The sequence below is a fragment of the Streptomyces sp. NBC_01244 genome (genome assembly GCF_035987325.1).
GTDB lineage: Bacteria > Actinomycetota > Actinomycetes > Streptomycetales > Streptomycetaceae > Streptomyces.
In genome coordinates this window covers 2,998,803-3,025,502 of record NZ_CP108488.1, presented here as the reverse complement: position 1 = coordinate 3,025,502, position 26,700 = coordinate 2,998,803, and the positions used below count along the sequence as shown (strand labels likewise).

General features: G+C 72.6%; 21 protein-coding genes. 7 read left to right on the top strand and 14 right to left on the bottom strand.

Features of this window, described 5'->3' with window-relative positions:
• Positions 1-106: 106 nt before the first annotated feature.
• Complete coding sequence (glnA, locus tag OG247_RS13355) at positions 107-1,468, top strand: type I glutamate--ammonia ligase (RefSeq protein WP_214952336.1); 1,362 nt, start codon at positions 107-109, stop codon at positions 1,466-1,468.
• Positions 1,469-1,541: 73 nt separating this feature from the next.
• On the opposite strand, the gene OG247_RS13350 is transcribed toward glnA, so the two are convergent.
• The 4 genes from OG247_RS13350 to OG247_RS13335 form a co-directional block, all read right to left on the bottom strand.
• On the bottom strand, positions 1,542-1,784 hold the full coding sequence (locus OG247_RS13350) for a TM2 domain-containing protein (RefSeq protein WP_327252451.1): 243 nt from the start codon (positions 1,782-1,784) through the stop codon (positions 1,542-1,544).
• 127 nt (positions 1,785-1,911) lie between these two features.
• The gene (locus tag OG247_RS13345; protein WP_327252450.1) at positions 1,912-2,319 is read right to left on the bottom strand and encodes a DUF2752 domain-containing protein; all 408 of its coding nucleotides are present in this window, start codon (positions 2,317-2,319) and stop codon (positions 1,912-1,914) included.
• A 160-nt stretch (positions 2,320-2,479) separates the two neighbouring features.
• A complete protein-coding gene (locus OG247_RS13340; RefSeq protein WP_327252449.1) occupies positions 2,480-2,899 on the bottom strand; it encodes a hypothetical protein in 420 nt (139 codons plus the stop codon).
• A gap of 150 nt (positions 2,900-3,049) precedes the next feature.
• Positions 3,050-5,143, bottom strand: a complete 2,094-nt coding sequence (locus OG247_RS13335) for a PIG-L family deacetylase (RefSeq protein WP_327252448.1) — start codon at positions 5,141-5,143, stop codon at positions 3,050-3,052.
• 494 nt (positions 5,144-5,637) lie between these two features.
• Between OG247_RS13335 and OG247_RS13330 the strand changes: the two genes are divergently transcribed.
• On the top strand, positions 5,638-8,625 hold the full coding sequence (locus tag OG247_RS13330; protein ID WP_327252447.1) for a bifunctional [glutamine synthetase] adenylyltransferase/[glutamine synthetase]-adenylyl-L-tyrosine phosphorylase: 2,988 nt from the start codon (positions 5,638-5,640) through the stop codon (positions 8,623-8,625).
• 82 nt (positions 8,626-8,707) lie between these two features.
• On the opposite strand, the gene OG247_RS13325 is transcribed toward OG247_RS13330, so the two are convergent.
• Both OG247_RS13325 and OG247_RS13320 read right to left on the bottom strand, forming a co-directional pair.
• Positions 8,708-9,715, bottom strand: coding sequence for a hypothetical protein (locus OG247_RS13325; protein ID WP_327252446.1), 1,008 nt, complete (start codon positions 9,713-9,715; stop codon positions 8,708-8,710).
• Positions 9,712-10,236 carry a SigE family RNA polymerase sigma factor gene (locus tag OG247_RS13320; RefSeq protein ID WP_327252445.1) on the bottom strand — a complete coding sequence of 175 codons (525 nt, stop codon included), beginning with the start codon at positions 10,234-10,236 and terminating at the stop codon, positions 9,712-9,714. The genes OG247_RS13325 and OG247_RS13320 overlap by 4 nt, the downstream gene beginning before the upstream one ends.
• 276 nt (positions 10,237-10,512) lie before the next feature.
• On the opposite strand from OG247_RS13320, the gene OG247_RS13315 reads away from it, so the two are divergent.
• The gene (locus OG247_RS13315) at positions 10,513-12,660 is read left to right on the top strand and encodes an FG-GAP repeat domain-containing protein (protein WP_327252444.1); all 2,148 of its coding nucleotides are present in this window, start codon (positions 10,513-10,515) and stop codon (positions 12,658-12,660) included.
• Positions 12,661-12,686: 26 nt separating this feature from the next.
• Here the strand turns inward: OG247_RS13315 and abc-f are convergent, their stop codons facing one another.
• Both abc-f and OG247_RS13305 read right to left on the bottom strand, forming a co-directional pair.
• Complete coding sequence (abc-f, locus tag OG247_RS13310) at positions 12,687-14,390, bottom strand: ribosomal protection-like ABC-F family protein (protein ID WP_327252443.1); 1,704 nt, start codon at positions 14,388-14,390, stop codon at positions 12,687-12,689.
• A gap of 186 nt (positions 14,391-14,576) precedes the next feature.
• The gene (locus OG247_RS13305) at positions 14,577-15,452 is read right to left on the bottom strand and encodes an SDR family oxidoreductase (RefSeq protein WP_327252442.1); all 876 of its coding nucleotides are present in this window, start codon (positions 15,450-15,452) and stop codon (positions 14,577-14,579) included.
• Positions 15,453-15,561: 109 nt separating this feature from the next.
• Here OG247_RS13305 and OG247_RS13300 point away from each other — a divergent pair, with 109 nt between their 5' ends.
• Positions 15,562-15,975, top strand: a complete 414-nt coding sequence (locus OG247_RS13300; RefSeq protein WP_327252441.1) for a winged helix-turn-helix transcriptional regulator — start codon at positions 15,562-15,564, stop codon at positions 15,973-15,975.
• A gap of 52 nt (positions 15,976-16,027) precedes the next feature.
• Here the strand turns inward: OG247_RS13300 and OG247_RS13295 are convergent, their stop codons facing one another.
• The 3 genes from OG247_RS13295 to OG247_RS13285 form a co-directional block, all read right to left on the bottom strand.
• On the bottom strand, positions 16,028-16,768 hold the full coding sequence (locus tag OG247_RS13295) for a PP2C family protein-serine/threonine phosphatase (RefSeq protein WP_327257455.1): 741 nt from the start codon (positions 16,766-16,768) through the stop codon (positions 16,028-16,030).
• A 113-nt stretch (positions 16,769-16,881) separates the two neighbouring features.
• Entirely contained in the window at positions 16,882-17,547 is a 666-nt protein-coding gene (locus OG247_RS13290; RefSeq protein ID WP_327252440.1) for a hypothetical protein, read from the bottom strand.
• 70 nt (positions 17,548-17,617) lie between these two features.
• A complete protein-coding gene (locus OG247_RS13285; RefSeq protein ID WP_327252439.1) occupies positions 17,618-18,250 on the bottom strand; it encodes a TetR/AcrR family transcriptional regulator C-terminal domain-containing protein in 633 nt (210 codons plus the stop codon).
• Positions 18,251-18,371: 121 nt separating this feature from the next.
• On the opposite strand from OG247_RS13285, the gene OG247_RS13280 reads away from it, so the two are divergent.
• Complete coding sequence (locus tag OG247_RS13280; RefSeq protein WP_327252438.1) at positions 18,372-19,925, top strand: APC family permease; 1,554 nt, start codon at positions 18,372-18,374, stop codon at positions 19,923-19,925.
• Positions 19,847-21,448 carry an amidohydrolase gene (locus tag OG247_RS13275; RefSeq protein ID WP_327252437.1) on the top strand — a complete coding sequence of 534 codons (1,602 nt, stop codon included), beginning with the start codon at positions 19,847-19,849 and terminating at the stop codon, positions 21,446-21,448. Before OG247_RS13280 ends, OG247_RS13275 begins: the two co-directional genes overlap by 79 nt.
• Positions 21,449-21,477: 29 nt before the next feature.
• Here the strand turns inward: OG247_RS13275 and OG247_RS13270 are convergent, their stop codons facing one another.
• The 3 genes from OG247_RS13270 to OG247_RS13260 all read right to left on the bottom strand — a co-directional run bounded on the left by OG247_RS13270 (position 21,478) and on the right by OG247_RS13260 (position 25,202).
• A complete protein-coding gene (locus OG247_RS13270) occupies positions 21,478-22,398 on the bottom strand; it encodes a phosphatase PAP2 family protein (RefSeq protein WP_327252436.1) in 921 nt (306 codons plus the stop codon).
• A 126-nt stretch (positions 22,399-22,524) separates the two neighbouring features.
• Entirely contained in the window at positions 22,525-23,565 is a 1,041-nt protein-coding gene (locus OG247_RS13265; protein WP_327252435.1) for a LacI family DNA-binding transcriptional regulator, read from the bottom strand.
• 26 nt (positions 23,566-23,591) lie between these two features.
• Positions 23,592-25,202 carry a glycoside hydrolase family 13 protein gene (locus tag OG247_RS13260; RefSeq protein ID WP_327252434.1) on the bottom strand — a complete coding sequence of 537 codons (1,611 nt, stop codon included), beginning with the start codon at positions 25,200-25,202 and terminating at the stop codon, positions 23,592-23,594.
• Positions 25,203-25,422: 220 nt separating this feature from the next.
• Between OG247_RS13260 and OG247_RS13255 the strand changes: the two genes are divergently transcribed.
• On the top strand, positions 25,423-26,700 hold the full coding sequence (locus OG247_RS13255) for an extracellular solute-binding protein (protein ID WP_327252433.1): 1,278 nt from the start codon (positions 25,423-25,425) through the stop codon (positions 26,698-26,700).

The following is a 26,700-nucleotide window of genomic DNA, read 5'->3' as shown; positions in this document are numbered from 1 at the left end:
TGCGTAATCTGGCGGAAACCACCGCTGGCGATACTGGGCCGGCCCGACTGTGCCCGTGCCCCCGCGGCAGTGGTGCACAGGCCGCCTGAACTGCGAGGATGAAGCCATGGACAAGCAGCAGGAATTCGTCCTCCGGACGCTCGAGGAGCGCGACATCCGCTTCGTGCGCCTGTGGTTCACCGACGTACTGGGCTTCCTGAAGTCCGTAGCGGTCGCGCCGGCGGAGCTGGAACAGGCCTTTGACGAGGGCATCGGATTCGACGGCTCGGCGATCGAGGGGTTCGCGCGGGTCTACGAATCCGACATGATCGCCAAGCCGGACCCCAGCACCTTCCAGATACTGCCGTGGCGCGCGGAGGCCCCCGGAACGGCGCGGATGTTCTGCGACATCCTCATGCCCGACGGCTCGCCCTCCTACGCGGACCCGCGGTACGTCCTCAAGCGCATCCTGAACAAGACCTCCGACCTGGGCTTCACCTTCTACACCCACCCGGAGATCGAGTTCTTCCTGCTGAAGGACAAGCCGCTGGACGGCACCCGGCCCACCCCGGCCGACAACTCGGGCTATTTCGACCACACCCCGCAGAACGTCGGCATGGACTTCCGCCGCCAGGCGATCACGATGCTCGAATCCATGGGCATCTCGGTCGAGTTCAGCCACCACGAGGGCGCCCCCGGCCAGCAGGAGATCGACCTGCGCTACGCCGACGCCCTCTCGACGGCCGACAACATCATGACCTTCCGCCTGGTCATGAAGCAGGTCGCCCTGGAACAGGGCGTCCAGGCCACCTTCATGCCGAAGCCGTTCTCGGAGTACCCCGGTTCGGGCATGCACACCCACCTCTCCCTCTTCGAGGGCGACCGCAACGCCTTCTACGAGTCGGGTGCCGAGTACCAGCTCTCCAAGGTCGGCCGCTCCTTCATCGCGGGCCTGCTCAAGCACGCGGCGGAAACCGCCGCCGTGACCAACCAGTGGGTCAACTCCTACAAGCGCATCTGGGGCGGCTCCTCGCGCACCGCCGGCTCCGGCGGCGAGGCCCCCTCGTACATCTGCTGGGGCCACAACAACCGTTCGGCCCTGATCCGCGTCCCGATGTACAAGCCGGGCAAGACGGGCTCCTCCCGCGTGGAGGTCCGCTCGATCGACTCGGGCGCCAACCCGTACCTCACGTACGCCGTCCTCCTGGCGGCGGGCCTCAAGGGCATCGAGGAGGGCTACGAACTCCCGGCCGGCGCCGACGACGACGTCTGGGCCCTCTCCGACGCGGAACGCCGCGCGATGGGCATCGAACCCCTCCCGCAGAACCTCGGCGAGGCCATCTCCCTGATGGAGCGCAGCGAACTGGTCGCCGAAACCCTCGGCGAGCACGTCTTCGACTTCTTCCTCCGCAACAAGAAGCAGGAGTGGGAGGAGTACCGCAGCGAGGTCACCGCCTTCGAGCTCCGCAAGATGATGCCGGTGCTGTAGCTCCGGGGCGCATACGCCGACGGCCGGCCCCCTCGGTCATGAGGGGGCCGGCCGTGCGACGTGACGGTGCACGTCAGCCGCGCAGCACGCGGCCCTGCTTGTCGGTGCGGTCATCCTTCACCAGGAACAGGATGCCGTCGATCAGGGCCCAGAAGCCGAGGCCGCCGCAGGTGACCAGCTGGGCGATGGCCATGCCGGTGTGGCCGGTGTAGAAACGGCCGATGCCGAAGCCGCCGAGGAAGATCTGCAGCAGCCCGGCCGTCAGCTTGGACTTGTCGGAGTACGGCTGACCGTTGGGGGCGATGTTCTGAGACATGCAAAAGCTCCTGGTGAACTGCTATATCGGTGGGGACGTGTGCCGCGACTGCGAGTCGTAGCGGAACTACTGACCTGCGACGGCCGTCCATGGTTGTCCTGCCGCCCACAACGTGATCAACCCGTGATCAACTGCCTGCGTTCCGGACGACCGCCCAGGTCAGGGCCACCCCAACGATGGCCGCCTGACCCCGGATTCCGATCGCCGGTTGGTACTTCCGCCCGCGCAGGCCTTCGGAGACCCAGCGGCCGTAGAGGAAGAGGGTGAGCGGCAGCCCCAGCAGGAACAGCACCGCGTTGTCGTGGAAGGCCGCGGCGAAGTCGCCGTGCAGGATGTCGTAACACATCCGGCTGGCACCGCAGGCCGGGCAGAGCAGGCCCGTCAGCCAGTTGAAAGGGCAGCGGGGAAGCCAGTGGCCGGGCTCGTGCGGATTGGTGCCCCAGAGGTACGCGGCTCCCGCGCCCAGCGCCGCGAGCGAGGCGAGCGGGGCTGCCGCCGGACGGCGGAGCAGCGGCGTGTGCGGGTCGGCCGACATGGGTGCTCCCTCCCTCCTTGGCGTATCCGTCCCCGCACGGGGTCGTGCGTGGGCAACCGGAGGGTCATCTTCGCACTGGGGGTCCGCCCGGTGTCGGGCCGGTGGTCGCAGGGGGCCGCCGGGGGGCGTCGACCGCGGGCCCCCGGGCTTGACCGGGCCGCTACTCGGGTGGCGGTTCCTCGCCGGGAGGGGAGCCGGGCGGGTCGTTCGCCGGGGGGCCGTCGACGGCCGGCAGTCCTGCCCTGGCGCGGACCATGTCCGCTTGGGCGCGCACCATTTCCGCGTTGGCGCGGACCAGGTCGGCATCCCGCTGGCCGCGGGCCTGAACGAGTTTGGACAGACCCGAGAGGACGCCGCCGACCAGGACGCCGATCACGGTCCCGATGCTGACGATCGACGCCACCGCGGCAGGAGCGTCCGAGGGCCCGAGCCCGTTCTCCCGGTAGCTCCCCAGCAGACTTCTCACGCTGATCCAGGCGATTCCCGCGAGCGAGAGCAGGAGGAGGGCGACCAGCGTTCTCAACCGCTCCTGGTTCGCCCCGCCGGCTGTTACGTGCCGGGCCTCTCGGTCGGCGGCCATGCCGTCCCCGCGCCTTCCCCCGGAATGCACTTCCGGCATGTCGGGATCCCGTCCGGACCTTGCCATGAGCGGTTCAATCTACGTCAGGCGGGCGGCTGTTGTCCTGAGTGTGGTGCTGCTCCGCTTCGTGCGCGTCACCAGGCTTCCGCCTCAGGCCCGCGGTACCGCGCGGTGCCAGGTGATGCGGGTGGGGGTGGCGAGGGAGGTGGCCACGTGGAGTTCGGCGTCCAGGCCCAGGACCGCCGTCGTCAAGGCGCCGCCCGATTCCTGGATGCCCGCCGGGGCGCCCGCGTAGAGCATCCCGGACTCGGTCCACGCGGGCGGGCCGCCGAGGCCCGTCGTGCTCACCGTGCCCGAGTCGGCGCGGCCCGCTATGAGGCGGCCCGCCACGCCCACCGCGCCGTAGCCCGCCCGGCCGCCGGCCTCCGTGACGCTGGACACCGACGGCTTCGCGGCGCCGGCCGCGGCCGTGACCACGGCGGTCCGCACGACCCCCGAATCGGGGCGCCGGAAGTAGAGACGGACGCCCGCTCCTTCCGGAGCGGCGGTGAGGGGGACGGTGGTGGCCGGGAGCCCGGTCGGGAAGGGGCCGGCCAGCGGGGCGCCCGGGGCGGGCTGGATCCAGGCCACCACCGAGTGGGTGGTGGCGGCGTAGACGTGGCGCCGCCCGGCGGAGTCGGTCGCCACGACCGGGTCGGACTGGAGGTCGGCGCCCCCCAGGTGCTGCCAGCCGCCGAAGACCCCCGAGGGCTCCTGGGTACGGGCGAGCAGGGTGCGCTTGGAGTCGCGGAGGTACACCGTCAGCCGCCCGTCCGGGTCGGAGACGGCCGAGGGCGCGCTGATCGAGGAGGTGCCGGGCCCGTCCCCGATCTCCGGGGTGCCGAGCGAGACCCACGCCCCGAACGGACCGCCGGGCACGGACTGGGCGGCGTAGACCATCTCGCGCCGGTAGTCCGCGGGCCGGTCGCCGAAGACGGTACGGGTGGCGAGGACGGCGACGCGTCCGTCGGGGAGGCGGGTGGTGGTCGCGCCCGGGTCGATGCCGGTACCCGGCAGCAGTACCGGGCCCTGCCAGGCGGCGCCGGGACCGGTGCCGGCGCCGCGGCTCCAGACGGCCATCTGGCCGTCGAGGACGGCGAAGGCGTACAGCCGGCCGGTCGTGCCCTGCACCAGCCAGGAGGAGTGGTCGCCGCGCGCGTACCGCAGCGACTGGGCCCAGTTGCCGCCGCTCGGGTTGCCCGCCACCTTGCGGTCGCCGCAGCCGGAGGGCGAGCCGCAGTAGTTCTGCTTGTCGTGCCAGCCGTACGTCTTCAGATAGCCGATCTTCGTCGCGGCCGTCTGCGGGTCCAGCGAGTGCGGCAGCGTGCCGTTGAGGTAGCCCAGGTAGCTCTGGACCGTGAAGCGCGGCCGCTGCCCGACCGGGACCCGCGCGGCGTACGAAGCGGCTCCGGCCTGCGCGAACCGTGCCCCGTACATGTGGTCCTGATGGTCGGTGAGCTTGCCGGAGCCGACGAACCGGCCCGGCGTCGGGTCCTGCATGCGTATCGTCGTCGGCTTGTACCGCTCCAGGATCCCCGATATGGCCGCTATCACCTGGTCCTTGGTGTACGTGAACGGCTGCCTGACGGGAGTGCCGGCGGTGAGCTGCGGGACGAGCGCCGGTATCCGGCCGTTCCACAGGCCGCGCATGCTCTGCGGGCTGTCGAAGACGGCGGCGCGGGCCTCGCGCATCTGCAGCCAGACCAGGTTGATGTGCGGCTTCGCCAGCAGGACGTCGAGCTCGGCGTGGCCGCCGCCCGCGGTGGGTATCGACGTACGGCGCCACGGGCTGGTGCGGTCGCCGGTGGCCATCTGCGCGTAGGCGGAGCGTATGCCGTTCTGACGGGCTTCCGCGTAGTGGCCGCGGTCGCTGGGCTGCTCGGGGTCCTTGACCCCGGGGCCCTTGGCCTGGTTCAGACCGTCGGCCTCGCCCGAGGTGAGGTACAGGGTGGTGAGCGGGGTGCCGGCCGCGAGGGAGCGGCTGACGTCCGGGTTCATGAAGAACAGGTCGTCGTCCGGGTGGGCGACGATCTGGACGACCGCACCGGCGGTGGCGCTCACGGGGAGGACGGCCGTGGAGGCGGGTCCCGGGACGGAGTCGGCCGCGGTCTGCTGGCCGGAGGCGACGGCGAGCGCACCAGTGACCCCGATGGTCATCATCGGGACCACCGTCGCGAGGAGGAAGCGTCGGCGGGATACGGGCATCGGCTACGCCTTGAGGTCGTTCCGGCAGGAAGAACCGCGTGAAACTGTCGGTCGGTCAGTGAGAGCTCATTCCGGTCAAGTTGGTTCACCCGGATCGCCGATGACTTCCGATTCGTGGAAATTGCCGCCTGGGCGCGGCTCGTGTGGGCGTTTCGTACGTGTCCTCGGTCACGGTGTGATCGAGCCGCTCGGCGAACCCGCCAGGCCCCACGGTGGGACCGCAGTACGGACCGCAGTACGGACCGCAGTACGGGCCGCGGTACGGGCCGCGGTCCCACCCCGCCGGGCGGGGCGCCGGCTCCCTCCCGCCGCACGGCTGCCGAGAATCCGACAATCCGCCCCATCGGGCATGCGGTGAGTCGAACGCCTGCTCCGGCTAGGCTCTCCCCGGGCGGAAGCGCGGACGCTGCCACCGGCGACACCCGCCGAAGGCGACACCCCCGCAACCGCCCGGCCAGGGCAGAGGCAGGCCGACGTACGCGGGAGGCGGCGGGATGACAGTCCCGGGACGCAGGAGCAGTACCTTCAGCCGGCTGCTGCGCAGCGGGTTCACCGACCCCTCGGCCGCCGCCCGGCTGCTCGACACCGACGCGCTGGCCGCCGTACGCGCCGATCCGGTGCTCCTCGACGCCCTCGGAGCCACCGCCGATCCCGACCTCGCCCTCCTCGGCCTGGTCAGGCTCGCCGAGGCGCAGACCCCCGAGGAGCTGCCCGGCCTCCTCGACACCCTCGTCAGCGCCAAACCCCTGCGCGACCGCCTCCTCGGCGTGCTCGGCGCCTCCGAGGCCCTCGGCGACCACCTCGCCCGCCACCCCCGGGACTGGCAGGCCCTCGTCACCTACGAGGCCGCCGATCTGCACCCCGGACTGCCCGAGTTCGAGAACGGACTGGCCGGCGCCGACGACCCCGTCACCCTGCGCGTCGCCTACCGCCGCTGCCTGCTCTCCATCGCCGCCCGCGACGTGTGCGGGACCATAGACGTAGCCCAGACCGCCGCCGAACTCGCCGACCTGGCCACCGCCACCCTCCGGGCGGCCCTGCGCATCGCGACCGCCGCCGCCCCCGAGGACGCGGCCGCCTGCCGGCTCGCCGTCATCGCCATGGGCAAGTGCGGCGGCAACGAGCTGAACTACGTCTCCGACGTCGACGTCATCTTCGTCGGCGACGCGGCCCCCGGCGCGGACGAGGGCAAGGCCGTCCAGGCCGCCGCCCGGCTCGCCTCCCACCTCATGCGGATCTGCTCCGAGACCACCGTCGAAGGCACCATCTGGCCCGTCGACGCCAACCTCCGCCCCGAGGGCAGAAACGGTCCGCTCGTCCGCACCCTCGCCTCCCACCTCGCCTATTACCAGCGCTGGGCCAAGACCTGGGAGTTCCAGGCCCTCCTCAAGGCCCGCGCCGTCGCCGGCGACGAGGCGCTCGGCGCCGAGTACATCGCCGCCATAACTCCCCTCGTCTGGCAGGCCGCCGAGCGCGAGAACTTCGTCCCCGACGTCCAGAAGATGCGCCGCCGGGTCGTCGACAACATCCCCGCCGCCCAGGTCGAGCGCGAACTGAAGCTCGGCCCCGGGGGCCTGCGCGACGTCGAGTTCGCCGTCCAGCTCCTCCAGCTCGTGCACGGACGCTCCGACGCCACCCTGCACTCCGGCACCACCCTCGACGCGCTGACCGCCCTCGCCGCCGGCGGCTACGTCGGGCGCGCCGACGCCGCCCAACTGCACGACGCGTACCGCTTCCTGCGGGCCATGGAACACCGCATCCAGCTCTACCGGCTGCGCCGCACCCACCTCGTCCCCGAGGACGAGGCCGACCTGCGGCGCCTGGGCCGCTCGCTCGGCCTGCGCACCGAACCGGTCGCCGAACTCAACAAGGCTTGGCGCCGGCACGCCTCCGTGGTCCGCCGCCTGCACGAGAAGATCTTCTACCGGCCGCTCCTCGACGCCGTGGCCCAGCTCGCCCCGGGCGAGACCCGGCTCTCCCCGCGCGCCGCCGGCCAGCGCCTCGAAGCCCTCGGGTACGCGGACCCGGCCGCGGCCCTGCGCCATCTCGAAGCCCTCGCCTCCGGCGTCACCCGCGCCGCCGCCATCCAGCGCACCCTGCTGCCCGTGCTCCTCGGCTGGTTCGCCGACTCCGCCGACCCGGACGCGGGTCTGCTCAACTTCCGCAAGGTCTCCGACGCCCTCGGACGCACCCCCTGGTACCTGCGCCTCCTGCGCGACGAGGGCGCCGCCGCGGAGAACCTCGCCCGGGTGCTCTCCGCCGGACGCCTCGCCCCCGACCTCCTCATGCGCGCCCCCGAGGCGGTGGCCCTGCTGGGCGACCCCGAAGGCCTGGTTCCCCGTACCCACGAGGCACTGGAGCAGGAGGTGCTGGCCGCCGTCGGCCGCGCCGAGAACCCGGAAGCCGGGGTGGCCGCAGCCCGCGGTGTCCGCCGCCGCGAGCTGTTCCGCACCACCGCCGCCGACATCATCGGCTCCTACGGTACGGAGGACAGCCCGGCCGAGGAGGACCACGGAGCCCTGGTCGACCGGGTCGGCCGCGCCGTCTCCGAACTCACCGCCGCCACCGTCGCCGGAGCCCTGCGCGCCGCCGTCCAGGGCCACTGGGGCGACACCCTGCCCACCCGCTTCGCCGTCATCGGCGTCGGCCGCTTCGGCGGGCACGAGCTCGGCTACGGCTCCGACGCCGATGTCCTGTTCGTCCACGAGCCGCGCGAGGGCGTCGACGAACAGGAAGCCGCCAAGGCCGCCCAGCACGTCGTCTCCGAAATGCGCAGGCTCCTCCAACTCCCCACCACCGACCCGCCGCTGCTCATCGACGCCGACCTGCGCCCCGAAGGCCGCTCCGGACCCCTGGTCCGCACCCTGCCCTCCTACGCCGCCTACTACCGCCGCTGGTCCCTGACCTGGGAGTCCCAGGCCCTGCTGCGCGCCGAACCGGTGGCCGGCGACCTCGAGCTCGGTCAGCGCTTCATCGACCTGATCGACCCGCTGCGCTACCCGATGGAAGGCCTCGGCGAGGACGCCGTCCGCGAGATCCGGCGCCTGAAGGCCCGGATGGAATCCGAGCGCCTGCCCAGGGGCGCCGACCCGACGCTGCACACCAAGCTCGGCCGCGGCGGCCTCAGCGACGTCGAGTGGACCGTCCAGCTGATCCAGATGCGGCACGCCTGGGCGGAACCGGGCCTGCGCACGACCCGGACCCGCGAGGCCCTGGCCGCCGCGCACGCGGCCGGCCTGATCCCGACCGAGGAGGCGCAGATCCTGGACGAGGCCTGGGTACTGGCCACCCGGGTCCGCAACGCCGTGATGCTGGTCCGCGGCCGCGCGGGCGACACCTTCCCCTCGGAGGCCCGCGAACTGGCGGCCGTCGGCCGCTACCTCGGCTACGCGGAGGGAACGGTCGGCGACATGCTGGAGGACTACCGCCGCATCACCCGCCGCGCGCGGGGCGTGGTGGACGAGCTGTTCTACGGGGCGTAGCCGCGCTACGGGACCCCGCCGCCGACCCCTGTGCGGCGGCGGGGTCCCGTAGCGCGGAACTCGGGACTCCGGGACTCCCGGGCTACGGGATGGGCTTGTCGTACGACCTGTCCTGGTCGGAGTCGTAGACCTGCTTGCCCTGGGCGTCGTAGCCCTTGACCCGCGGGGCCTTGGTGACGGACCGGTCGAGGATGCCGGTGGCGGCGAACCAGCCGTGGTCCAGGGCGGCTTCGACGGGCGTTCCGCCGTAGCTCACGGTGACCCGGGCGACGCCGGGGTCGACGGTGCCGATGCTGCCCCAGCGGTAGGGCAGCTTCCAGGGGCCCTCGGAGCTCAGCTTCTGCAGGTAGAGCTTGCCCCCGTTGATGTCGGGGCGGACGGGTCCGCCCTCGGGGTCCGAACCCCCGCCGAGCGAGGTGTTGAGACCGGAGGCCTGGCCGTCCTTGACGAGGCAGATGAGCCGGGTCTGCCTCGGGGCCTCCTTGACGGCGACGATGTACCGGCCGTCCCCGGGGGAGTTGTTGTTGCCGGTGCTGCGGTGCGCGAGCAGGATCCGGTAGTCGGAGGCCTTGCCCAGGTCCTCCCGGCCGAAGCCCGACGGAGCGGAGTGCCGCCGGTCGTACGCGAGGCACAGTTCGAGCCCGGCGGCCGCGGCCTGGAGGGTGATCCCGTCGGCGAGCTGTCCGGGGGTCGCGGGCGCGGCCGGTCCCGGGGGCAGCCGGGGCGAAGGCGGCGCCGCGGTCGGCGTCGGTCCGCCGCCCGCCGCGGCCGCGACCGCCGGACCGCCACCGGTGCGGGGGCCGTTGCCGGTGAGGACCAGGGTGGTGACCGGTACGACGGCCAGCGCGACCAGGGCGGCTCCCGCCGCCGCCAGCCTGCGGTTGCGCCGCTCCGCGCGGCCCTGGCGGACGATCTCCGGGTACGGCACGGCGGCGGGCCGCACGGCCTCGGCGCCCCGGGCCATCCAGTCCCTCAGATCCAGCTCGAACTCGTCGGCCTCGTCCCGTCGGGCATCGCCCTGCCCGTGGCCCTGCCCGTCGCCCTGCCCGTGGCCCCGTCCGTGGCCCCGCCCGTCGCCCTGCCCGTTCACAGGACCGCCCCCTCGTTCATCGCAGCGATCCGGCCCAGTCCGGGCCAGGCGCGCAGTTTCGCCAGTGCCTTGGAGGCCTGGCTCTTGACGGTGCCCTGGGAGCACCCCAGGACATCGGCGGTCTCGGCCTCGGAGAGGTCCTCCCAGTACCGCATCACCACCACTGCCCGCTGACGGGCGGGCAGTTGGGCCAGCGCCTCCATCAGCGCCCCGCGCTGGTCGGCCCACGCCGCGGCCTGGTCGCCCACCGACGTGTCCGGCACGCTGGCCGTCAGGCGCTCGGCGACCCGGCGCTTGCGGAACCGGTCGCTGTTGCAGGTGACCAGCATCCGGCGGACGTACGCCTCCGGGCTGTCCATGCGCGCCACGCGCCGCCACGACCGGTACGCCTTCGCGAGCGCGGCCTGGGTCACGTCCTCCGCATCGTGCGGATCGCCCGTCAACAGGTATGCGGTGCGCACCAGATGGCTCCAGCGCGCGGCGACGAACGACTGGAACTGCGCTTCTTCCTCGGCCTGCATCGGCACCTCCTCGCCCCCTTGACCACCACCCGCCCGGATTTGGTTGCCCGGAGGGGCAAACGAATCTCCTTGGTCCGGCCCCGGGTTCCCCGTCAGGTCCCGGAAGAGCCACTTCGGGCCACACCGTGTTCAAGGGGGAGAGGGCCGCCGGCCACCGCCTTCCAGGCCCTGCCACCCGGCCGGAACGGCCCCCTGATCCGTGATCATGGCCTGATATACGCTGCGCGCGTATGTGCATGCACCTCATGCACCTCATGCCCGGGGGGGCCTTTCCACATGACTCTGCATGCCCGCACGGCGCTCGGCGTCGCGCTCACTCCCGTCCTCGCGCTCGCGCTGGCCGCGCCGACCGCCCTCGCGGCGCCGACCGCCCTCGCGGCGCCGACGGCGGCCGCGGCCGTACCGGACCCCGCCCAGGATGCCGCCGCCACGGCCGCGGTCTCCACCGCCCCGGTGCAGCTCGGTCCGTGGACCAAGCCGACCCGGCTGGACCAGCCGATCAGCCGCATGGTGACGGCCAAGAACGGCACCGTGGTGGCGGTGTCGGGCGGTACGGTGCTGCGGCGTCCCGCGGGGGCGACGGGCTGGCTCCCGACGGGCTTCAAGCTGTTGGACACCAGCGCCGTACACCTCACCGCACTGCCCGACGGCTCCGTCCAACTGATGTGGCGGGACGGGAACCTGACCACGGACACGAAGGCCTGGACCGCGATGCTCGCACCGGGCGCCACCGAGTTCTCGGCAGCGCAGCACTTCATCGGGTCCTACGAAGCCCGCGTCGCGGGCAGCGCCTCGGGACACGCCGTCGCCGCCTGGTACGCGTCCGGCAAGGTCTACGCCTCCGAGCGGACGGCCCAGGGAGTCTGGTCGGCTCCGGCCGTCCTGGCCACCGCCGCCCAGCCCCGTGACGCCGGGGAGGTGTCCCTCGCGGTCGCCAACGACGGTACGGCGCTGGTGTCCTGGGGCGGCGTGCTCGTGCGGGGGGAAGCACGCCAGTACCGGACCATGGAGAAGGCCGCCGGCGCATCGCAGTGGAGCGCGCCGCAGGGTCTCGGCCTGGCAGGCTCGCCCCACGACCTGCAGGTCTTCGCACACCCCAAGGGCGGGTTCCACATGGTGTGGAACGGCCGGGCGGAGACCGCACTGTCTCCGGACGTCGCACTGTCCTACGCGCGGCTGGCGGCCGGCACCACGTCCTGGAGCCCCGCCGAGCTGGTTGGCACCGGGACCGCCCACCGTGTCAACGCACCGATGATTCTGCCGAACGGCGACGTCGTCCTGGTGGGTTCGAACCGCGTGCCCTGGTACAGCGTGCGCTCGGAGGCCAAGGGCACCTGGGCGGCGGAGCAGCGTTTCCCGTCCCCCCGCGCCGTTCACCACACTGTGCACAGTGTGCTCGCCGCCAACGGCACTGTGGCCGTCGTCTGGACCCGGGTCAGCGACCTGCGCGACCGCGCCTATGCATCCACGTTCGCGGGCGGCACCTGGTCGGCTCCCACGCTGCTCAGCGAGGCGCACAACTGGAACTTCGAGATGACCGTCGACGGTCAGGGTCGGCCGCTCGTGGCGTTCGGTCAGAACGAGCAGGACGCCGACGGCGTCCACCACACGGTCGGCTACCTCACGACCACCACCCCGCGCGAGCTTCCCGTACGGCGCGACATCACGGGCGACGGCAAGGCCGATGTCCTGGGGCTCTCGACCGCGGGCAACCTCAAGGTCTACTCGGGCACCGGCCTCACCGCGGCCCCGTTCACGGTGCCCGGCTGGGACCCGGCCGCCGAGGTGCTGCCCTTCGGGGACCTGAACGGGGACCGCTGCAACGACGTGTTCGTCCGCCTGCCCGGTGGCGAGGCCCGCATGTACACCCCGGCGTGCGGCGGACTCCCGTCGCCCGGATCGGCGTACAAGAAGATCGCCTCGGACTGGAAGGCCCACAACTCCTTCTCCGCTCCCGGTGACCTCACCGGTGACGGCCGCACCGACCTGCTGGCCCGCGACGCGGCCACCGGCAGCCTCTACCTCTACGCCGACAACGGCGCGGGCGGCTTCGCGGCGCGGGTCAAGGTCGGCACGGGCTGGAACGGGTACAAGAAGATCATCGGTGTGGGTGACCTCACCGGTGACGGCAAGGCCGACCTGCTCGGCCTCGACGCCTCCGGCGAGCTGTGGCGCTACAACGGCACCGGAAACGGCACCGGCACCGGCGTCTTCAAGGACCGCGTCCTGGTCTTCAAGGACTGGGGCGGCACCTACAAGGACGTCGTCGGCGCCGGCGACCTGAACGGCGACGGCAAGGCCGACCTCCTGTCCCGCGACACCGCGGGCCGGCCGTGGCTGAACGCGGGCAACGGCGCCGGAGGCTTCGGCAACCGGACCGCCATCGGCACCCAGCCGATCTGGGACTACACGAAGATCTCCTAGGGCTCGTACGCGACGGGGCGCCCCGGTCAACCGACCGGCCGGGGCGCCCCGTCCCGCAGTTCCAGCCGGTCACCGGCGAACGCCGCCCGGAAACGGGGGTCGTGGGAGACCGCGACCACCGCTCCCGGGTAGCCGGCGAGCGCCTGCTCCACCTCCTCGACCAGCGCGAGGGACACGTGGTTGGTCGGCTCGTCCAGCACGAGGACGTCGGCGGGCCGGGTCACCAGGCGGGCCAGTTCGAGGCGCCGCCGCTGCCCGGCGGACAGCGCCGCGACCGGTACCGGCAGATCCTCCTCACGGAACAGCCCGAGCGTCAGCAGTTCCTCCGCGTGCTCCTCGGGCAGCCCGGGAAGCCCCGCCGCGAACGCGGAGAGCAGCGGGAGCCGGACGGGGGAGTGGGGCAACTCCTGCGCCAGATAGCCGAGTCGTACGTGCTCCGCGCGGCGGACCGTGCCCGTGTCAGGGGTCAGGTCGCCGGCCAGGACCCGTAGCAGGGTGGTCTTCCCGGCCCCGTTCGGCCCCGAGACCAGCAGTCGCTGCCCCGGCCGCACGATGAGGGCGGGGAGGCGGAGCCGGTCGCCGACCCGGACCCCGGAGAGCTCGAGGAGGGGCCCGTCGAGGAGCGGCCCTTCGGGGGCGGCTTCGGGAGCGGCTTCGGGAGCGGCGATCCCGGCGCCGAAGCGCAGCGGCACCGGCGGCGGCGCCACCGGCTCGGCGCGCAGCCGTTCGAGGTGCTTGCGCGCCGCCCTGACCTGCCCGGACAGCTTCGCCTCGGAGGAGCGGCGGTGCTTGCCGAAGCCCTGCCCGGGGTCCTTGGCGGTGCGGTCGAGCCGCTGGCCCGCCGCCGCGACCAGGGCCTCGGTGCGCACCAGGTCCTCCCGCCACTCCGCGTGCCGCTGGGCCCACCGGCCGCGCGCGGCGGCCTTCGCCGCGAGGTAGCCCGCCCAGCCGTCCCCGTACCGCACGACCGTGCGCAGGTCCCGGTCGACCTCCAGGACCGTGCTGGTGATCCGTTCCAGGAAGTCCCGGTCGTGGGTGACGACGACGAGCGTGCCCCGGTGGGCGCGCAGCCGCTCCGCGAGCCAGTCGACGGCCCGCCGGTCGAGGTGGTTGGTCGGCTCGTCCAGGAGCAGGAGTTCGGGCGCGGCGGCCAGGACGCAGGCCAGCGCGAGCCGGGAGCACTCGCCGCCGGAGAGCGAGCCGAGGGTGCGGTCGCGGGTGAGGTGGGCGAGGCCGAGGCCGTGCAGCGCGGCGTCGGTGCGGGCTTCGGCCTGATAGCCGCCGCGTTCCTCGTAGGCGCTCAGGAGTTCGCCGTACGCGTCGAGGGCGGCGGGATCCGGTTCGCCGCCGGAGCCGAGCGCGGTTTCGGCGGCACGGATCCGGTCGGCCAGCTCCCGAAGGCCGGCGAGGGCGAGGTCGACGGCGTCCTGGACGGTCCGCCCGGGCGCGAGGCCGAGGGTCTGGGCGAGGTGTCCGGTGCCGCCGGGGAAGACGGCGGTGACCTCGCCGCCGTCCGGTTCCTCGACCCCGGCGAGCAGCCGGAGCAGGGTGGACTTGCCGGAGCCGTTCTCGCCGATGACGGCGGCCTTCTCGCCGGGCCGGACGGTCAGCGACACCTGGTCGAGCACGACCCGGTCGCCGTAGGTCTTGGTGACTGCGGACAGGGTGAGCTGGGACTGCTTGGGCTGGGATTGCTTGGGCTGGGACTGCTGATGGGCGCGTGCGCGCATGGGGGATCCCCTCGGGGTACTCGGTCTTCCGCCACGTTCTCCTTCTGGGTGCGGGCAGCGCGGGCACGCGGCGGAGGGGCAATGCCCTCACGCCGCGTCCGCGCCGCCGATCAGCGGAAGAAGTAGTACGAGTACGAACCCATGGGGCCAGGGTACTGCGAGGCGAGTCGTTGCGTCTCGCGGATTTCAGCCGGCGCTGCGTGCCGAGGTCACGGCCTCCGCGACCGTCTGCGCCAGCGGCGTCGTGGGGCGGCCGATCAGACGGGACAGGTCGCCGGAGGTGCCGGCCAGCCGGCCGCGCTCGATGGCGAGGTCCACGTCGACCAGGATCGCGGCGAACGGCGCCGGGACTCCCGCGCCGGTGAGGACCGCGTGGTGGGCCTCGGGGGTCACGGCGTGGTACGCGATCTCCCGGCCGGTGGTCTGCGCCACCGCCGCCGCGTACTCCGCGAAGGACCAGGCCACGTCGCCGCTCAGCTCGTACGCCCGGCCGAGGTGGCCCTCCCCGGTCAGCACGGCCGCGGCCGCCGCCGCGTAGTCGGCCCGCGCCGCCGAGGCCACCCGGCCCTCGCCCGCGTTGGAGAGGACCGCACCGTGCGCGAGCACCGGCGCCAGGTTGCCCGTGTAGTTCTCGGTGTACCAGCCGTTGCGCAGGAAGGTGTACGGCAGGCCCGAGGTGAGGATCAGCTCCTCGGTCGCCCGGTGCTCGGCGGCCAGGTCGAAGTCCGCGTCGGGCCCGCCCAGGACGCCGGTGTACGCGAACTGCGCCACCCCGGCCGCCTTCGCCGCGTCGATCACGGCGGAGTGCTGGGCCACCCGCTGCCCGACCTCGCTGCCGGAGATCATCAGGACCCGGTCGCCGGACCGGAAGGCCCCGGCGAGGGTCCCGGGCGCGCTGTAGTCGGCGATGCGCAGCTCGACGCCCAGGGCGGACAGCGGGGCGGCCTTCTCCTTGTCGCGGACGACGGCGGCGATCTCGGCGGCGGGGACGCCCCGGGCGAGCAGTTCGTCGATGACGAGACGGCCGAGGGCTCCGGTGGCTCCGGTGACGACGATGCTCATGGCGGGTTCACTCCTGGTCTGGGCCTTGCTCCCCGTTTCCGGGCTGTGTACTCACCGTACGGTGGGCACTATCGAAACGGCAGTACCCACTTTGAAGTAAGGTACTGGCATGGCAGTAAGTGAGAAGTGGACCCTCGCCGAGGGCATGTGCCCGCACCGGCTCGTCCTGGAGCACGTCACCAGCCGCTGGGGCGTCCTCGTACTGGACGCGCTGCTCGACCGCTCGTACCGGTTCAGCGAACTGCGCCGGCAGATCGGAACGCTCGCCAAGGTCAGCGAGAAGATGCTGACCCAGACCCTCCAGACGCTGGAGCGCGACGGCTTCGTGCACCGCGACGCCAAGCCCGTCATTCCGCCCCGTGTCGACTACTCGCTCACCCCGCTGGGCCGCGAGGCCGCCGAGCGGGTCCGCGCCCTCGCGCACTGGACCGGTGTGCGCATGGAAGAGGTGCAGCGGGCGCGCGAGGCCTACGACGAGTCGAAGCGCGAGGCCGCGGCACTGAACCAGGGCCTGGCGCCGTGAACCAGGGCCTGGCGCCCTGAACCAGGGCCTGGCCCAAGAAGCCGGCGGGACCTCACGCGCCGATGCGCACCAGCGCGAGCGTGATGTTGTCCGGGCCCCCGGCCTCGATGGCGGCCCGCCACAGCTCGAACGCCGCCTTGCCGTCGTCGTGCACGCGCAGCACCTCGTCGATGGCCTCGTCGGGCACCGGGTCGGTCAGTCCGTCGGTGCACACCAGGTAGCGGTCGCCCGTGGACAGCGGGAAGGTCGCCACGTGCGGGGTCAGGACGTGCTCGGCGCGGCTCCCGCCGAGGGTCTGGGTGACGGCCGACGTCGTGCGGTGACCCGGCAGCGGCGGGGGGCTGTCGTCCACGCTGACCTGGCGCAGTCCGTCCGCGGTCACGTGGAACACCTTGCTGTCGCCGACGTTGAACGACAGCAGCGAATCCGGCATGACCAGGGTCCCCGCGACCGTGGTCCCCATCGAGGTCAGCTCCGGACGGCCTTCGGCCGCGGAGTGCACCGCGCGATTGCAGAGGTTCAGCGCGTCCTCGATGGCCCCGGCGCCGTCCAGCGTGGGGCCCAGCAGTGCGAGTTCCCGGACGACCAGCTCGCTGGCGACCTCGCCCGCAGGCTGCCCGCCGAGCCCGTCGGCGACCGCGACGACGAGCGGTTTGCCGAGGGGGAACAGCAGTGTCTGCGGGCTGCGGGTCGTGGTCCCGCACAGCGTCCACGGCCCGATGACCAGGCTGTCCTCGTTGTGCTCGCGGACCAGCCCGACATGGCTCAGAGCGGTCACGGCTATGTACTCCACCACGAGGTCCCGCCTCTCGGCGACGGCAGACGCGTCCTTTCGTCGTCGCCACCATTGTCCCGCCGCCGGGCGCGCGGCGCGTGTCCGCGGCCGCTCCGGGGGTCAGTGCCGCGTCAGTACTGGGTCCCCCCGGCCGTGAACGGGCCGGTCGAGGGGGCCACGCACTTGTCCAGGACGGGCTCCACGCCACCACCCACCGAACCCTCCACGCAGAGCCGTCCGCCGTTCTCGCGGAGGTCGAGGTGGAAGTGCGTGGTCGCACCGGACTGCTTGAGGCCGTGGATGCGCTCGTCCGGGTAGCCGACGGCGTTCAGGGCCGCCCTGACCTTGGCCGGGGTGGGCTCCACGATCTTCTCGACGGCCACGTAGACGTGCTGCTCGTGGCTGACGCCCGCGCACCAGTCGCGGCCGTTCAGCTCCACTTCCGGGCCCGCCGTGGGCGCGATCGGCACGACGCCCGTGTCCACCGGCTCCTCACCGGGCGGTGCCGGCGGGGGAGTGCTCGGCGCACCCACGGGCGGGGCGCTCGACAGGGGGCACGACTGCGCGATGTGCTGCTGTATCTCCGCGAGGACCGGAGAGGACAGGCTTCCCATGGGCTTCGCGGCCGCTGCCGGCGTGGCCGGCGTGGCCGGCGCGGCGGGCTCTCCGCCGCCGGTCGCCTTCGCCGTGCCGCACGCGCCGAGTGCCAGCACGGCGAGGGCCGTCAGGGCGACGGAGAGCAGCGGCCGGTGCGAGGAGCGGGCGAACGTGCTGGTGGAGCCATGGGTTCGGGTCATGCGGACAGTCTCCGATCATGCCGAGCCCGGCGCGTGAGTACGCGTACTCACCTGGGCCGGGGGTACTCGCTCACGTCGTGTCCGCCTCCACGACCGCCCCGGCCCCGCCGCGCCGGTCCCGTGCGTACGCCAGGAACGCCGTCAGGCCCACCTCGAAGGCGGCCTCGGCGCGCCCCGGGCCCTGTGCGGCCAGGGCCTGTGCGAGCAGCGGGGTGTTCGGGGTCGGTTCCCACATGGCGTCCGGGGCCGCGAGGTCCAGGGCCGAGCCCAGGACGAGGTTCTCCAGGCCCGTGAGCAGCGGCATCACCTGCTCCGCGGCGAAGCCGGCCCGGAGCAGGAGGGCCACGGCCTGTTCGTACTGCGCGAGCACCGCGGGTGCCCGTACCGGGGTGGTCATCAGCAGCGGGATGGCCCGCGGATAGGCGGCGAAGGCGGCCCGGTACGAGCGGGCCCAGGTCTCCAGCGCCCGGTCCCAGGGCTCCGGGGCGGACAGGGTGCCCCCGTCGATCGCGGCGCACACCCGTTCGCGGATCAGCTCGATCACCCCGGCCCGGCCGTCCACATGGTGATACAGCGACCCGGTCTGCACCCCGAGCGCCCGGGCGATCTGAGGGACGCTGAACTCACCCTGTTCGGCGAGCAGTTGCAGGGCGGCAGTGCCGATCCGCTCCCGGTCGAGCAGTGGGGTGCGCGGCCGCGCCATCGTATTTCTCCCGCCGTCAGGTCTTCCCGTACGTCAAAACCGGAGGCTACATTGCCGCAAACCGAAAGCCTTTAGGTTTTCGCCTCCCCGCAGCCTGCCGTTCGCAGAAGGGTGCTCCCGCATGCCCGAAACAGCCGAGCCGCCAAGATCCGGAACAAGCACCGGTACCGACCTGCGCCGCGGCGCGCTCGGTACCGCCGACATCTCCTTCTTCGTCGTCTCCGCCGCCGCCCCGCTCACCGTCATGGCCGGCGTCGCCCCCGTGGCGATCCTCCTCGGCGGCATCGGCGCCCCCGCCGGCTACCTCCTCGCCGGCCTCACCCTCGCGATCTTCGCCGTCGGCTTCACCACCATGAGCCGCCACGTCCGCAGTGGCGGCGCCTTCTACGCCTACATCGCCCGCGGCCTCGGCAAGCGCGTCGGCATCGGCGCCGCCCTGCTCGCCCTCATCGGCTACAACGGCATGGAGATCGGCGTCTACGGGCTCCTCGGCACCACCACCGCCGACACCGGGCGGGCCCTCGCCGGCCTCGACATCCCCTGGCTGCCCGTCTCCCTCGCCGGCCTCGTCCTCATCTGGTACGGCGGTTTCCGCTCCATCGACTTCGGCGCCAAGCTGCTCGGCGTCCTGCTCGTCGCCGAAACCGGCATCCTCGTCCTGCTCGCGGGCGGAGTCCTCCTCGAGGGCGGCGCCCACGGACTCTCCGCCGGCTCGTTCGCCCCCGGCGCGGTGCTCGTCCCCGGCACCGCCGCCGTCCTGGCCTTCGCCTTCGCCGCGTTCACCGGCTTCGAGTCCACCGTCATCTACCGCCGCGAGGCCCGCGACCCCGACCGGACCATCCCGCGCGCCACCTACATCGCCGTCGCCTTCCTCGGCCTGTTCTACGCCTTCATCGTGTGGACCGTCATCCAGGCCTTCGGCTCCGAGGAAGTCCTCGCCGCGGCGGCCGAGGACCCCGCCGGCCTCTTCTTCACCGCCATCACCACCTACGTGGGCCCCTGGGCGGCCGACCTGATGCACGTCTTCATCGTCACCAGCGTCATCGCCTCCCTCCTCGCCTTCCACAACGCCATCAACCGGTACGCGCTCGCCCTCGCCGAGGAGGGCGTCCTGCCCGCCGCCCTCGGCCGGATCCACCCGCGCCACGGTTCCCCGTACGTCGCCGGCCTCGCCCAGACCGCGCTCGGCGCCGTCATCGTCCTCGCGTTCGCCCTCGCCGGGGCCGACCCGTACCAGCAGCTCCTGCTCTGGGTGAACACTCCGGGCATGATCGGGCTCATGGCCCTGATGCTGCTCGCCGCCATCGCCGTACCCGTCTACTTCCGCCGCGTCCGGCACGAGGAGGGGCCCTGGCGGACCCTGATCGCGCCCGTCACCGCCGCCGTGCTGCTGGCCGTCGCGATCTGCCTGGTCGTCTCCAAGGTGGCCCTCTTCACCATGGCCTCCACCACCGTCAACACCCTCCTCGTGGCCCTCGTCCCCGCCGTCTTCCTCACCGGGCTCGCACTCGCCCAGCGCCTGAAGACCCGACGGCCCGAGGTCTACGCCCGATTCGCCGAAGAGACCGCAACCGAAGCCCCCCAAGGAGCAGAGCCGTGCCCGCTGCCGACACCGTCCTCACCGGAGCCCGCGTCCGCACCCTCGACCCCGCCCGCCCCGAGGCCCGCGCGGTAGCCGTCCTCGGCGGCGAGATCGTCGCCGTCGGAGACGAGGCCGACGTCCGCGACTGGCGCGGCCCCGGCACCGAGACCGTCGATCTCGGCGGCGCCACCCTCACCCCCGGCCTCACCGACGCCCACAGCCACCCCGTCTGGGGCATCGAGATGGCAGAAGGCACCGACCTCTCCGCCGTCGCCGACCTCGACCAGCTCCGCGCCGCCCTGCGCACCGCGGAGCGGGGCCCCGGCGGCTGGGTCACCGGCTTCGGCCTCGACCACAACGCCTTCGGCGGGCGCCCCGTAGACAAGGCCCTGATCGAGGAGGCCCTTGCCGGAGCCCCCGCCTTCCTGCGCCTCTACGACGGCCACTCCGCCCTCGCCTCCGGCGCGGCCCTGGCCGCCGCAGGGATCACCGGCGCCCGCGCCTTCGCCCAGCGCTCCGAGATCGTCTGCGACCCCGACGGGCGGCCCACCGGCCACCTCGTCGAACACGCCGCCATGGCCCTGGTCGGCTCGCTCGCGCCGAAGCCCACGTACACCGAGCGCCGCGAACGCCTCACCCGGCTGCTCGGCGACATGGCCGCCACCGGCCTGACCGGCGCACACGTCATGGACCTCGGCGACGGGGACGTCCCCGCCCTGCTCGCGACCGCCGAGTACGAGGGGGACCTGCCGCTGCGCCTGAACCTCTCGCCCTGGTGCATGCCGGGCGCCACCGGCGAGGACCTGGAGGAACTGATCGGGCTCCAGCGGCTCACGGGCCGCCACTGGAAGGTCGGCGGGGTGAAGTTCTTCATGGACGGCACCGTCGAGGGCGGCACCGCCTGGCTGGAGCACGCCGACTGCCACGGCCGGGGCACCGACGCCTTCTGGCCCGACCCGCTCGCGTACGCCGAGGCGGTACGGGTCCTCGACGCGGCCGGGGTGCGCACCGCGACCCACGCCATCGGCGACGCGGCGGTCCGCCACGTCCTGGACACCGTGGAGTCCCTGGGCCCGCGGGGCCGGATGCGGCACCGGATCGAGCACATCGAGACCGTCCCGGACGGCCAGCTGAAGCGGTTCGCGGAGCTCGGGGTGATCGCCTCGATGCAGCCGCCGCACACCGCGTACACCCGGGCCGACCACAGCGACGAGTGGTCCAAGCGGCTGGGGGAGGAGCGGGCCGGCCGCGCCTGGCGCTGCCGGGACCTGCGCGAGGCGGGCGCGGTGCTCGCCCTGGGCTCGGACTGGCCCATCGCCCACTACGACGCCCGCCAGGTCCTGGCCACCGCCCGCGACCCCCGCGGCGCGGCCTCGGCCGGTACGGGGGCCTGGACCGGGGCGGCCCTGAGCGGGCTGATGGCCCTGGAGGGCATGACCTCGCACGCCGCGCTGGCGGCGGGGGAGGAAGCGGTGGCGGGCCGGATCGAGGCCGGCTTCCGGGCGGATCTGACCGCCTTCGGCCTGGACCCGGTTCGGGCTCCGGCGGACGAGCTGGCCGGGGCGCCGGTCCGGCTCACCATGTCGGGAGGCCGGATCACCCACAGGGAGGGGTGAACGGGGCCGGGGGCGGGAGGGGCCGGCGCTCAGCGCCGGAAGCGGCCCATCGCCGGGTGGTTCAGCACGGCCGCCGTCACCGGATGGCGGCCGGTTTCCTCGGGCCGGCGCGGCAGCCGGTGCGGGAGGGACCCGTACCAGGCGCGGGAGACGGCGTAGCCGAAGGCCAGGCAGAGCATGCCGCCGACGGCGTCGAGCCAGAAGTGGTTGGCGGTCGCCACGATCACGATCAGTGTCGCCGTCGGGTAGAGCAGGCCCAGGATCCGGGCCCAGGGGGCGGAGGCGACCGCGAAGATCGTCAGCCCGCACCAGAGCGACCACCCTATGTGCATGGACGGCATGGCCGCGTACTGGTTCGACATGTGCTTGAGGTTGCCCGAGGCCATGGAGCCCCAGGTGTGGTGGACCAGCACGGTGTCGACGAAGCCCCGCCCGCTCAAACCCTGCCCGTTCATCAGCCGGGGCGGCGCGAGCGGGTAGAAGTAGTAGCCGACCAGGGCCACGCCCGTGGTGGCGAAGAGGACGAGCCGCGTGGCCGCGTAACGCCCGGGATGAAAGCGGTAGATCCAGACCAGCACGCCGATGGTCATGACGAAGTGGAGCGTGGCGTAGTAGTAGTTCATGCTCACCACGAGCCAGGTCACCGAATTGACGGCGTGGTTGACCTTCTCCTCCACGGCGATGCCGAGCGCCTGCTCCGCCTTCCAGATCCAGTCGGCGTTCGCCAGCGCGGCCGCCTTCTGCTCGGGCACGGCGTTGCGGATCAGCGAGTACGTCCAGTAGCTGACCGCGATCAGCAGGACCTCGAACCAGATCCGGGGTCGCCGGGGGACGCGCAGCCTGGAGAGCAGTGCGCGCTCGGACGACTCCGGGCGGTCCTTGCTCTCGGTCACGGGGGGTGACGAGACGTCCGTCCGGGTATCCAGTGTCTTCACGCTCGCTTCACCCATAGGAAAAGAGTCTGCCAGATGCGGACTCGCCTTCGATCATCCCTTGGGACGGTCTTGGCCGCAGCCCCTCCGCCTCTGGGACGAGCGGAGGCCTTACGTCCCTAGGGGGAACGGCAGGGGCGTCCCTCAGGGGCGCGCGGGCCCTCGGCCCTGCTGGGGGCCCGAGGCGGTGGAACCGCGGACGACCAGCTCGGGGAGGAACACGAACTCGCTGTGCGGGGCCGGCGTACCGCCGATCTCCTCCAGCAGGGTCCGTACCGCGGCCTGGCCCATGGCCTGCACGGGCTGGCGGATGGTGGTCAGCGGCGGATCCGTGAACGCTATGAGCGGGGAGTCGTCGAAGCCGACCACCGACACGTCCTGCGGCACCTTGAGCCCCCGCTGCCGGGCCGCCCGGATCGCGCCGAGCGCCATCATGTCGCTCGCGCACACCACCGCCGTGCAGCCGCGCGAGATCAGCGCGGCCGCGGCGGCCTGGCCGCCCTCCAGCGTGTAGAGGGAGTGCTGGATCAGCTCCTCGACCTCGTCCTCGCCGAGTCCGAGCCGCTCCTTCATGCCGAGACGGAAGCCCTCGATCTTGCGGAGCACCGGCACGAACCGCTTGGGTCCGACGGCCAGCCCGATCCGGGTGTGCCCGAGCGCGGTCAGGTGCGTCACCGCGAGCTGCATCGCGGCCCGGTCGTCGGGGGAGACGAAGGGGGCCTGCACCTTGTCGGAGAAGCCGTTGATGAGGACGTACGGGACGCCCTGACCGCGGAGTTGGTCGTAGCGGCCCATGTCGGCCGTGGTGTCCGCGTGCAGTCCGGAGACGAAGATGATCCCGGAGACCCCGCGTTCGACGAGCATCTCCACGAGCTCGTCCTCGGTGGACCCGCCGGGCGTCTGCGTGGCCAGCACCGGGGTGTAGCCCTGCCGGGTCAGCGCCTGGCCGATGACCTGGGCGAGCGCCGGGAAGATGGGGTTGTCGAGCTCGGGGGTTATCAGGCCGACGAGCCCCGCGCTGCGCTGGCGCAGCCGTACGGGGCGTTCGTAGCCGAGCACGTCGAGTGCGGCCAGCACGGATTCACGGGTGCCTGCGGCCACACCGGGCTTGCCGTTGAGCACGCGGCTGACTGTGGCTTCGCTGACCCCCGCCTGGGCTGCGATGTCGGCTAGCCGTGCGGTCACGGGATTGGACTGTACCGGTCGGACGTTCACCATGACCACCACGTGCACGAATCCGGGGGAAGCCGGACGGTGCGGCCGTCCGTCTCCACCGGGGCGCTGGACAGGACGGGGCGCCCGGGCGAGGGCATTTCGAGCGCGACCGGTCGGGTGTTGAGCGTGCACGCGAAGCCGGGGCGGGTGAAGAGCAGCACCCCCTCGGGCGCGGGCAGCCACTGCATCCCGGGCTCCGCGGGCGCCCCGAGGCCCGGCATCGCGCGGCGCAGTTCCAGGGCGGCGCGGTAGAGCTCCAGGGTGGAGTGGGGGTCGCCGGTCTGCGCTGCGACGCTGAGCCCGCCCCAGCCGGCCGGCTGCGGGAGCCAGCTCCCGGCCGGCCCGAAGTCGTAGGGGGGCTCCTCGCCGGACCACGGGATCGGCACCCGGCAGCCGTCGCGCAGCCCGTCCTGCCCGGCGCTCCGGGTGAAGGCCGGGTCCCGGCGGACGGCGTCCGGGAGGTCGGTCACCTCGGGGAGGCCGAGCTCCTCGCCCTGGTAGACGTACGCCGATCCGGGCAGGGCCAGCATCAGCAGCGCGGCCGCCCGGGCCCGGGCCAGGCTGCCGTAGCGGGTGCGGTGGCGTACGACGTCGTGGTTGGACAGCACCCAGGTGGTCGGCGCGCCCACCGAGGCGGTGGCGGCCAGGGACTCGTCGATGACGGTCCGCAGCGCGGTGGTGTCCCACGGGCAGTTCAGGAAGCGGAAGTTGAAGGCCTGGTGGAGCTCGTCGGGCCGGACGTACAGCGCGAGCCGCTCGGAGGTGGGGGCCCAGGCCTCCGCGACACCGATGCGCGGGACCTCGTAGGAATCGAGCAGCCGCCGCCAGGAGCGGTGGATCTCGTGGACCCCGTCCTGGTCGAAGAAGGGGAGCGGCTCGGTGCCGATGAGGGTGGCCTGCGCGCCGCGGCCGATGTCCGGCAGGCCCGGGGCCTTGACCATGCCGTGCGCCACGTCCACCCGGAACCCGTCGACGCCGAGGTCGAGCCAGAAGCGCAGGACGGCGGAGAACTCCTCCGCGACCTCCGGGTTGTCCCAGTTCAGGTCGGGCTGCTCGGGGGCGAAGAGGTGCAGGTACCAGGCGCCGTCGGGGGTCCGGCTCCAGGCGGGGCCGCCGAAGACCGACTCCCAGTCGTTGGGCGGGAGCTCCCCGGCGGGCCCCCGGCCCGGGTGGAAGTGGTAGCGGTCGCGGGCCCCCGGCTCGCCGGCCAGCGCCGCCCGGAACCAGACGTGCTGCTCGGAGGTGTGGTTCGGGACCACGTCCACGATGACGCGCAGCCCCAGCGCGTGTGCGGCGCGGATGAGGTCGTCGGCGTCGGAGAGGTCCCCGAAGAGCGGGTCGACGGCCCGGTAGTCGGCGACGTCGTAGCCGCCGTCCGCCTGCGGGGATACGTAGAAGGGGGTCAGCCACACCGCGTCGACCCCGAGCCGGGCCAGGTGGGGCAGGTGCTCGCGGACCCCGCGCAGGTCCCCGATCCCGTCGCCGTCGCTGTCCGCGAAGGAGCGTACGTACACCTGGTAGATGACGGCATCACGCCACCAGCCGCCGCTCGCGGTGGCGTTGCTGGAAGCGCTTGCAAGCCGGGAGGCGGTCAACTCGTGGGTCATATCGGGTCAACGCGCGTACGCACCCCCTGGTTGCGGGCCCGGACAGTCGAAGAGGGTTCGAACTAACAGCAAGCTGCGGCAACCGTCCGGACACGTGGATGTAACGATCAACCCTTCTTGCAGAAAGTTCCCGCAAGGTCTTTCGGTCGGCTTTCAGGCTTGTTACGTTCTCGGCAACTCGGGACCGCGAGGCGCGGCCGGGATCATCGAAGGAGTTCATATGCGGCGTGGCATAGCGGCCACCGCGCTGGTCGCGGCTCTGGCGCTCGCGGCGACGGCTTGCGGCGGTGACACCAAGGACGGCGGCAGCAGCGGCGCCAAGGCCGACGGGGAGCTCTCCGGCACGGTCACGTGGTGGGACACCTCGAACGACGCCGAGAAGGCGTCCTTCCAGAAGATCGCCGAGGCGTTCACCGCCAAGCACCCCAAGGTGACCGTCAAGTACGTCAACGTCCCGTACGGCGACGCGCAGAACAAGGTCAAGAACGCCTTCAGCAGCGGCTCCGAGGCCCCTGACGTGATCCGTGCCGACGTGGGCTGGGTCGCCGACTTCGCCTCCCTCGGCTACCTCGCCGAGGTCCCGGCCGACACGGCCAAGAAGGTCGACACCGACTTCCTGCCCCAGGCCGCGGCCAGCGGCAAGTACGAGGGCAAGACCTACGCCGTCCCGCAGGTCATCGACACCATGGGCCTCTTCTACAACAAGAAGATGCTCGCCGACGCCGGCGTCGAGCCCCCCAAGACGCTGGAAGAGGTGAAGACCGCCGCCGCGGCCATCAAGGCCAAGACCGGCAAGGCCGGCCTCTACCTGCGCGGCGACGACTCCTACTGGTTCCTCCCCCTCATCTACGGAGAGGGCGGCGACCTCGTCGACGCGAAGACCAAGACGGTCACCGTCGACAACGCGGCGGGCGTCAAGGCCTTCAAGGCCGCCCGCGACCTGGTCACCTCGGGTGCGGCGATCACCAACGCCACCGACGGCTGGGTCAACATGCAGACCGCCTTCAAGACGGGCGAGGCCGCGATGATGATCAACGGCCCCTGGGCCGTGGCCGACAGCTACGCGGGCGACCAGTTCAAGGACAAGGCCAACCTCGGCATCGCCGCGGTCCCGGCCGGCTCCGTCAAGGCGGGCGCCCCGCAGGGCGGCCACGACCTCGCCGTCTACGCGGGCTCCAAGAACATCGCCGCGGCCAACGCCTTCGTCGACTACATGACCTCGCAGGAGGTGCAGGTCCAGTCCGCCAAGGAACTGAGCCTGCTCCCGACCCGGACCGCCGCCTACGAGCAGCCCGACGTCAAGTCCAGCGAGATGGTCCAGTTCTTCAAGCCGGCCGTGGACAAGGCCGTCGAGCGCGCCTGGATCCCGGAGAACGGATCCCTCTTCGCGCCGCTCCAGGTCGAATACACCAAGGCGATCACCGGGGCGTCGAGCCCGGAGGACGCGGCCAAGGCGGCCGGCGTCGAATTCCGCAAGATCCTCAAGGGCTGGAAGTAA

What these genes read in the sequence shown, in the direction of transcription:
- OG247_RS13350 (WP_327252451.1), bottom strand. Translation starts at nt 1,784, where the DNA reads ATGTCTCAGAACATCGCCCCCAACGGTCAGCCGTACTCCGACAAGTCC.
- OG247_RS13315 (WP_327252444.1), top strand. Translation starts at nt 10,513, where the DNA reads ATGACTCTGCATGCCCGCACGGCGCTCGGCGTCGCGCTCACTCCCGTC.
- OG247_RS13305 (WP_327252442.1), bottom strand. Translation starts at nt 15,452, where the DNA reads ATGAGCATCGTCGTCACCGGAGCCACCGGAGCCCTCGGCCGTCTCGTC.
- OG247_RS13320 (WP_327252445.1), bottom strand. Translation starts at nt 10,236, where the DNA reads ATGCAGGCCGAGGAAGAAGCGCAGTTCCAGTCGTTCGTCGCCGCGCGC.
- OG247_RS13345 (WP_327252450.1), bottom strand. Translation starts at nt 2,319, where the DNA reads ATGTCGGCCGACCCGCACACGCCGCTGCTCCGCCGTCCGGCGGCAGCC.
- OG247_RS13335 (WP_327252448.1), bottom strand. Translation starts at nt 5,143, where the DNA reads ATGCCCGTATCCCGCCGACGCTTCCTCCTCGCGACGGTGGTCCCGATG.
- OG247_RS13285 (WP_327252439.1), bottom strand. Translation starts at nt 18,250, where the DNA reads ATGGCGCGGCCGCGCACCCCACTGCTCGACCGGGAGCGGATCGGCACT.
- OG247_RS13260 (WP_327252434.1), bottom strand. Translation starts at nt 25,202, where the DNA reads ATGACCCACGAGTTGACCGCCTCCCGGCTTGCAAGCGCTTCCAGCAAC.
- OG247_RS13340 (WP_327252449.1), bottom strand. Translation starts at nt 2,899, where the DNA reads ATGGCCGCCGACCGAGAGGCCCGGCACGTAACAGCCGGCGGGGCGAAC.
- glnA (WP_214952336.1), top strand. Translation starts at nt 107, where the DNA reads ATGGACAAGCAGCAGGAATTCGTCCTCCGGACGCTCGAGGAGCGCGAC.
- OG247_RS13330 (WP_327252447.1), top strand. Translation starts at nt 5,638, where the DNA reads ATGACAGTCCCGGGACGCAGGAGCAGTACCTTCAGCCGGCTGCTGCGC.
- OG247_RS13255 (WP_327252433.1), top strand. Translation starts at nt 25,423, where the DNA reads ATGCGGCGTGGCATAGCGGCCACCGCGCTGGTCGCGGCTCTGGCGCTC.
- OG247_RS13280 (WP_327252438.1), top strand. Translation starts at nt 18,372, where the DNA reads ATGCCCGAAACAGCCGAGCCGCCAAGATCCGGAACAAGCACCGGTACC.
- OG247_RS13270 (WP_327252436.1), bottom strand. Translation starts at nt 22,398, where the DNA reads ATGGGTGAAGCGAGCGTGAAGACACTGGATACCCGGACGGACGTCTCG.
- OG247_RS13290 (WP_327252440.1), bottom strand. Translation starts at nt 17,547, where the DNA reads ATGACCCGAACCCATGGCTCCACCAGCACGTTCGCCCGCTCCTCGCAC.
- abc-f (WP_327252443.1), bottom strand. Translation starts at nt 14,390, where the DNA reads ATGCGCGCACGCGCCCATCAGCAGTCCCAGCCCAAGCAATCCCAGCCC.
- OG247_RS13300 (WP_327252441.1), top strand. Translation starts at nt 15,562, where the DNA reads ATGGCAGTAAGTGAGAAGTGGACCCTCGCCGAGGGCATGTGCCCGCAC.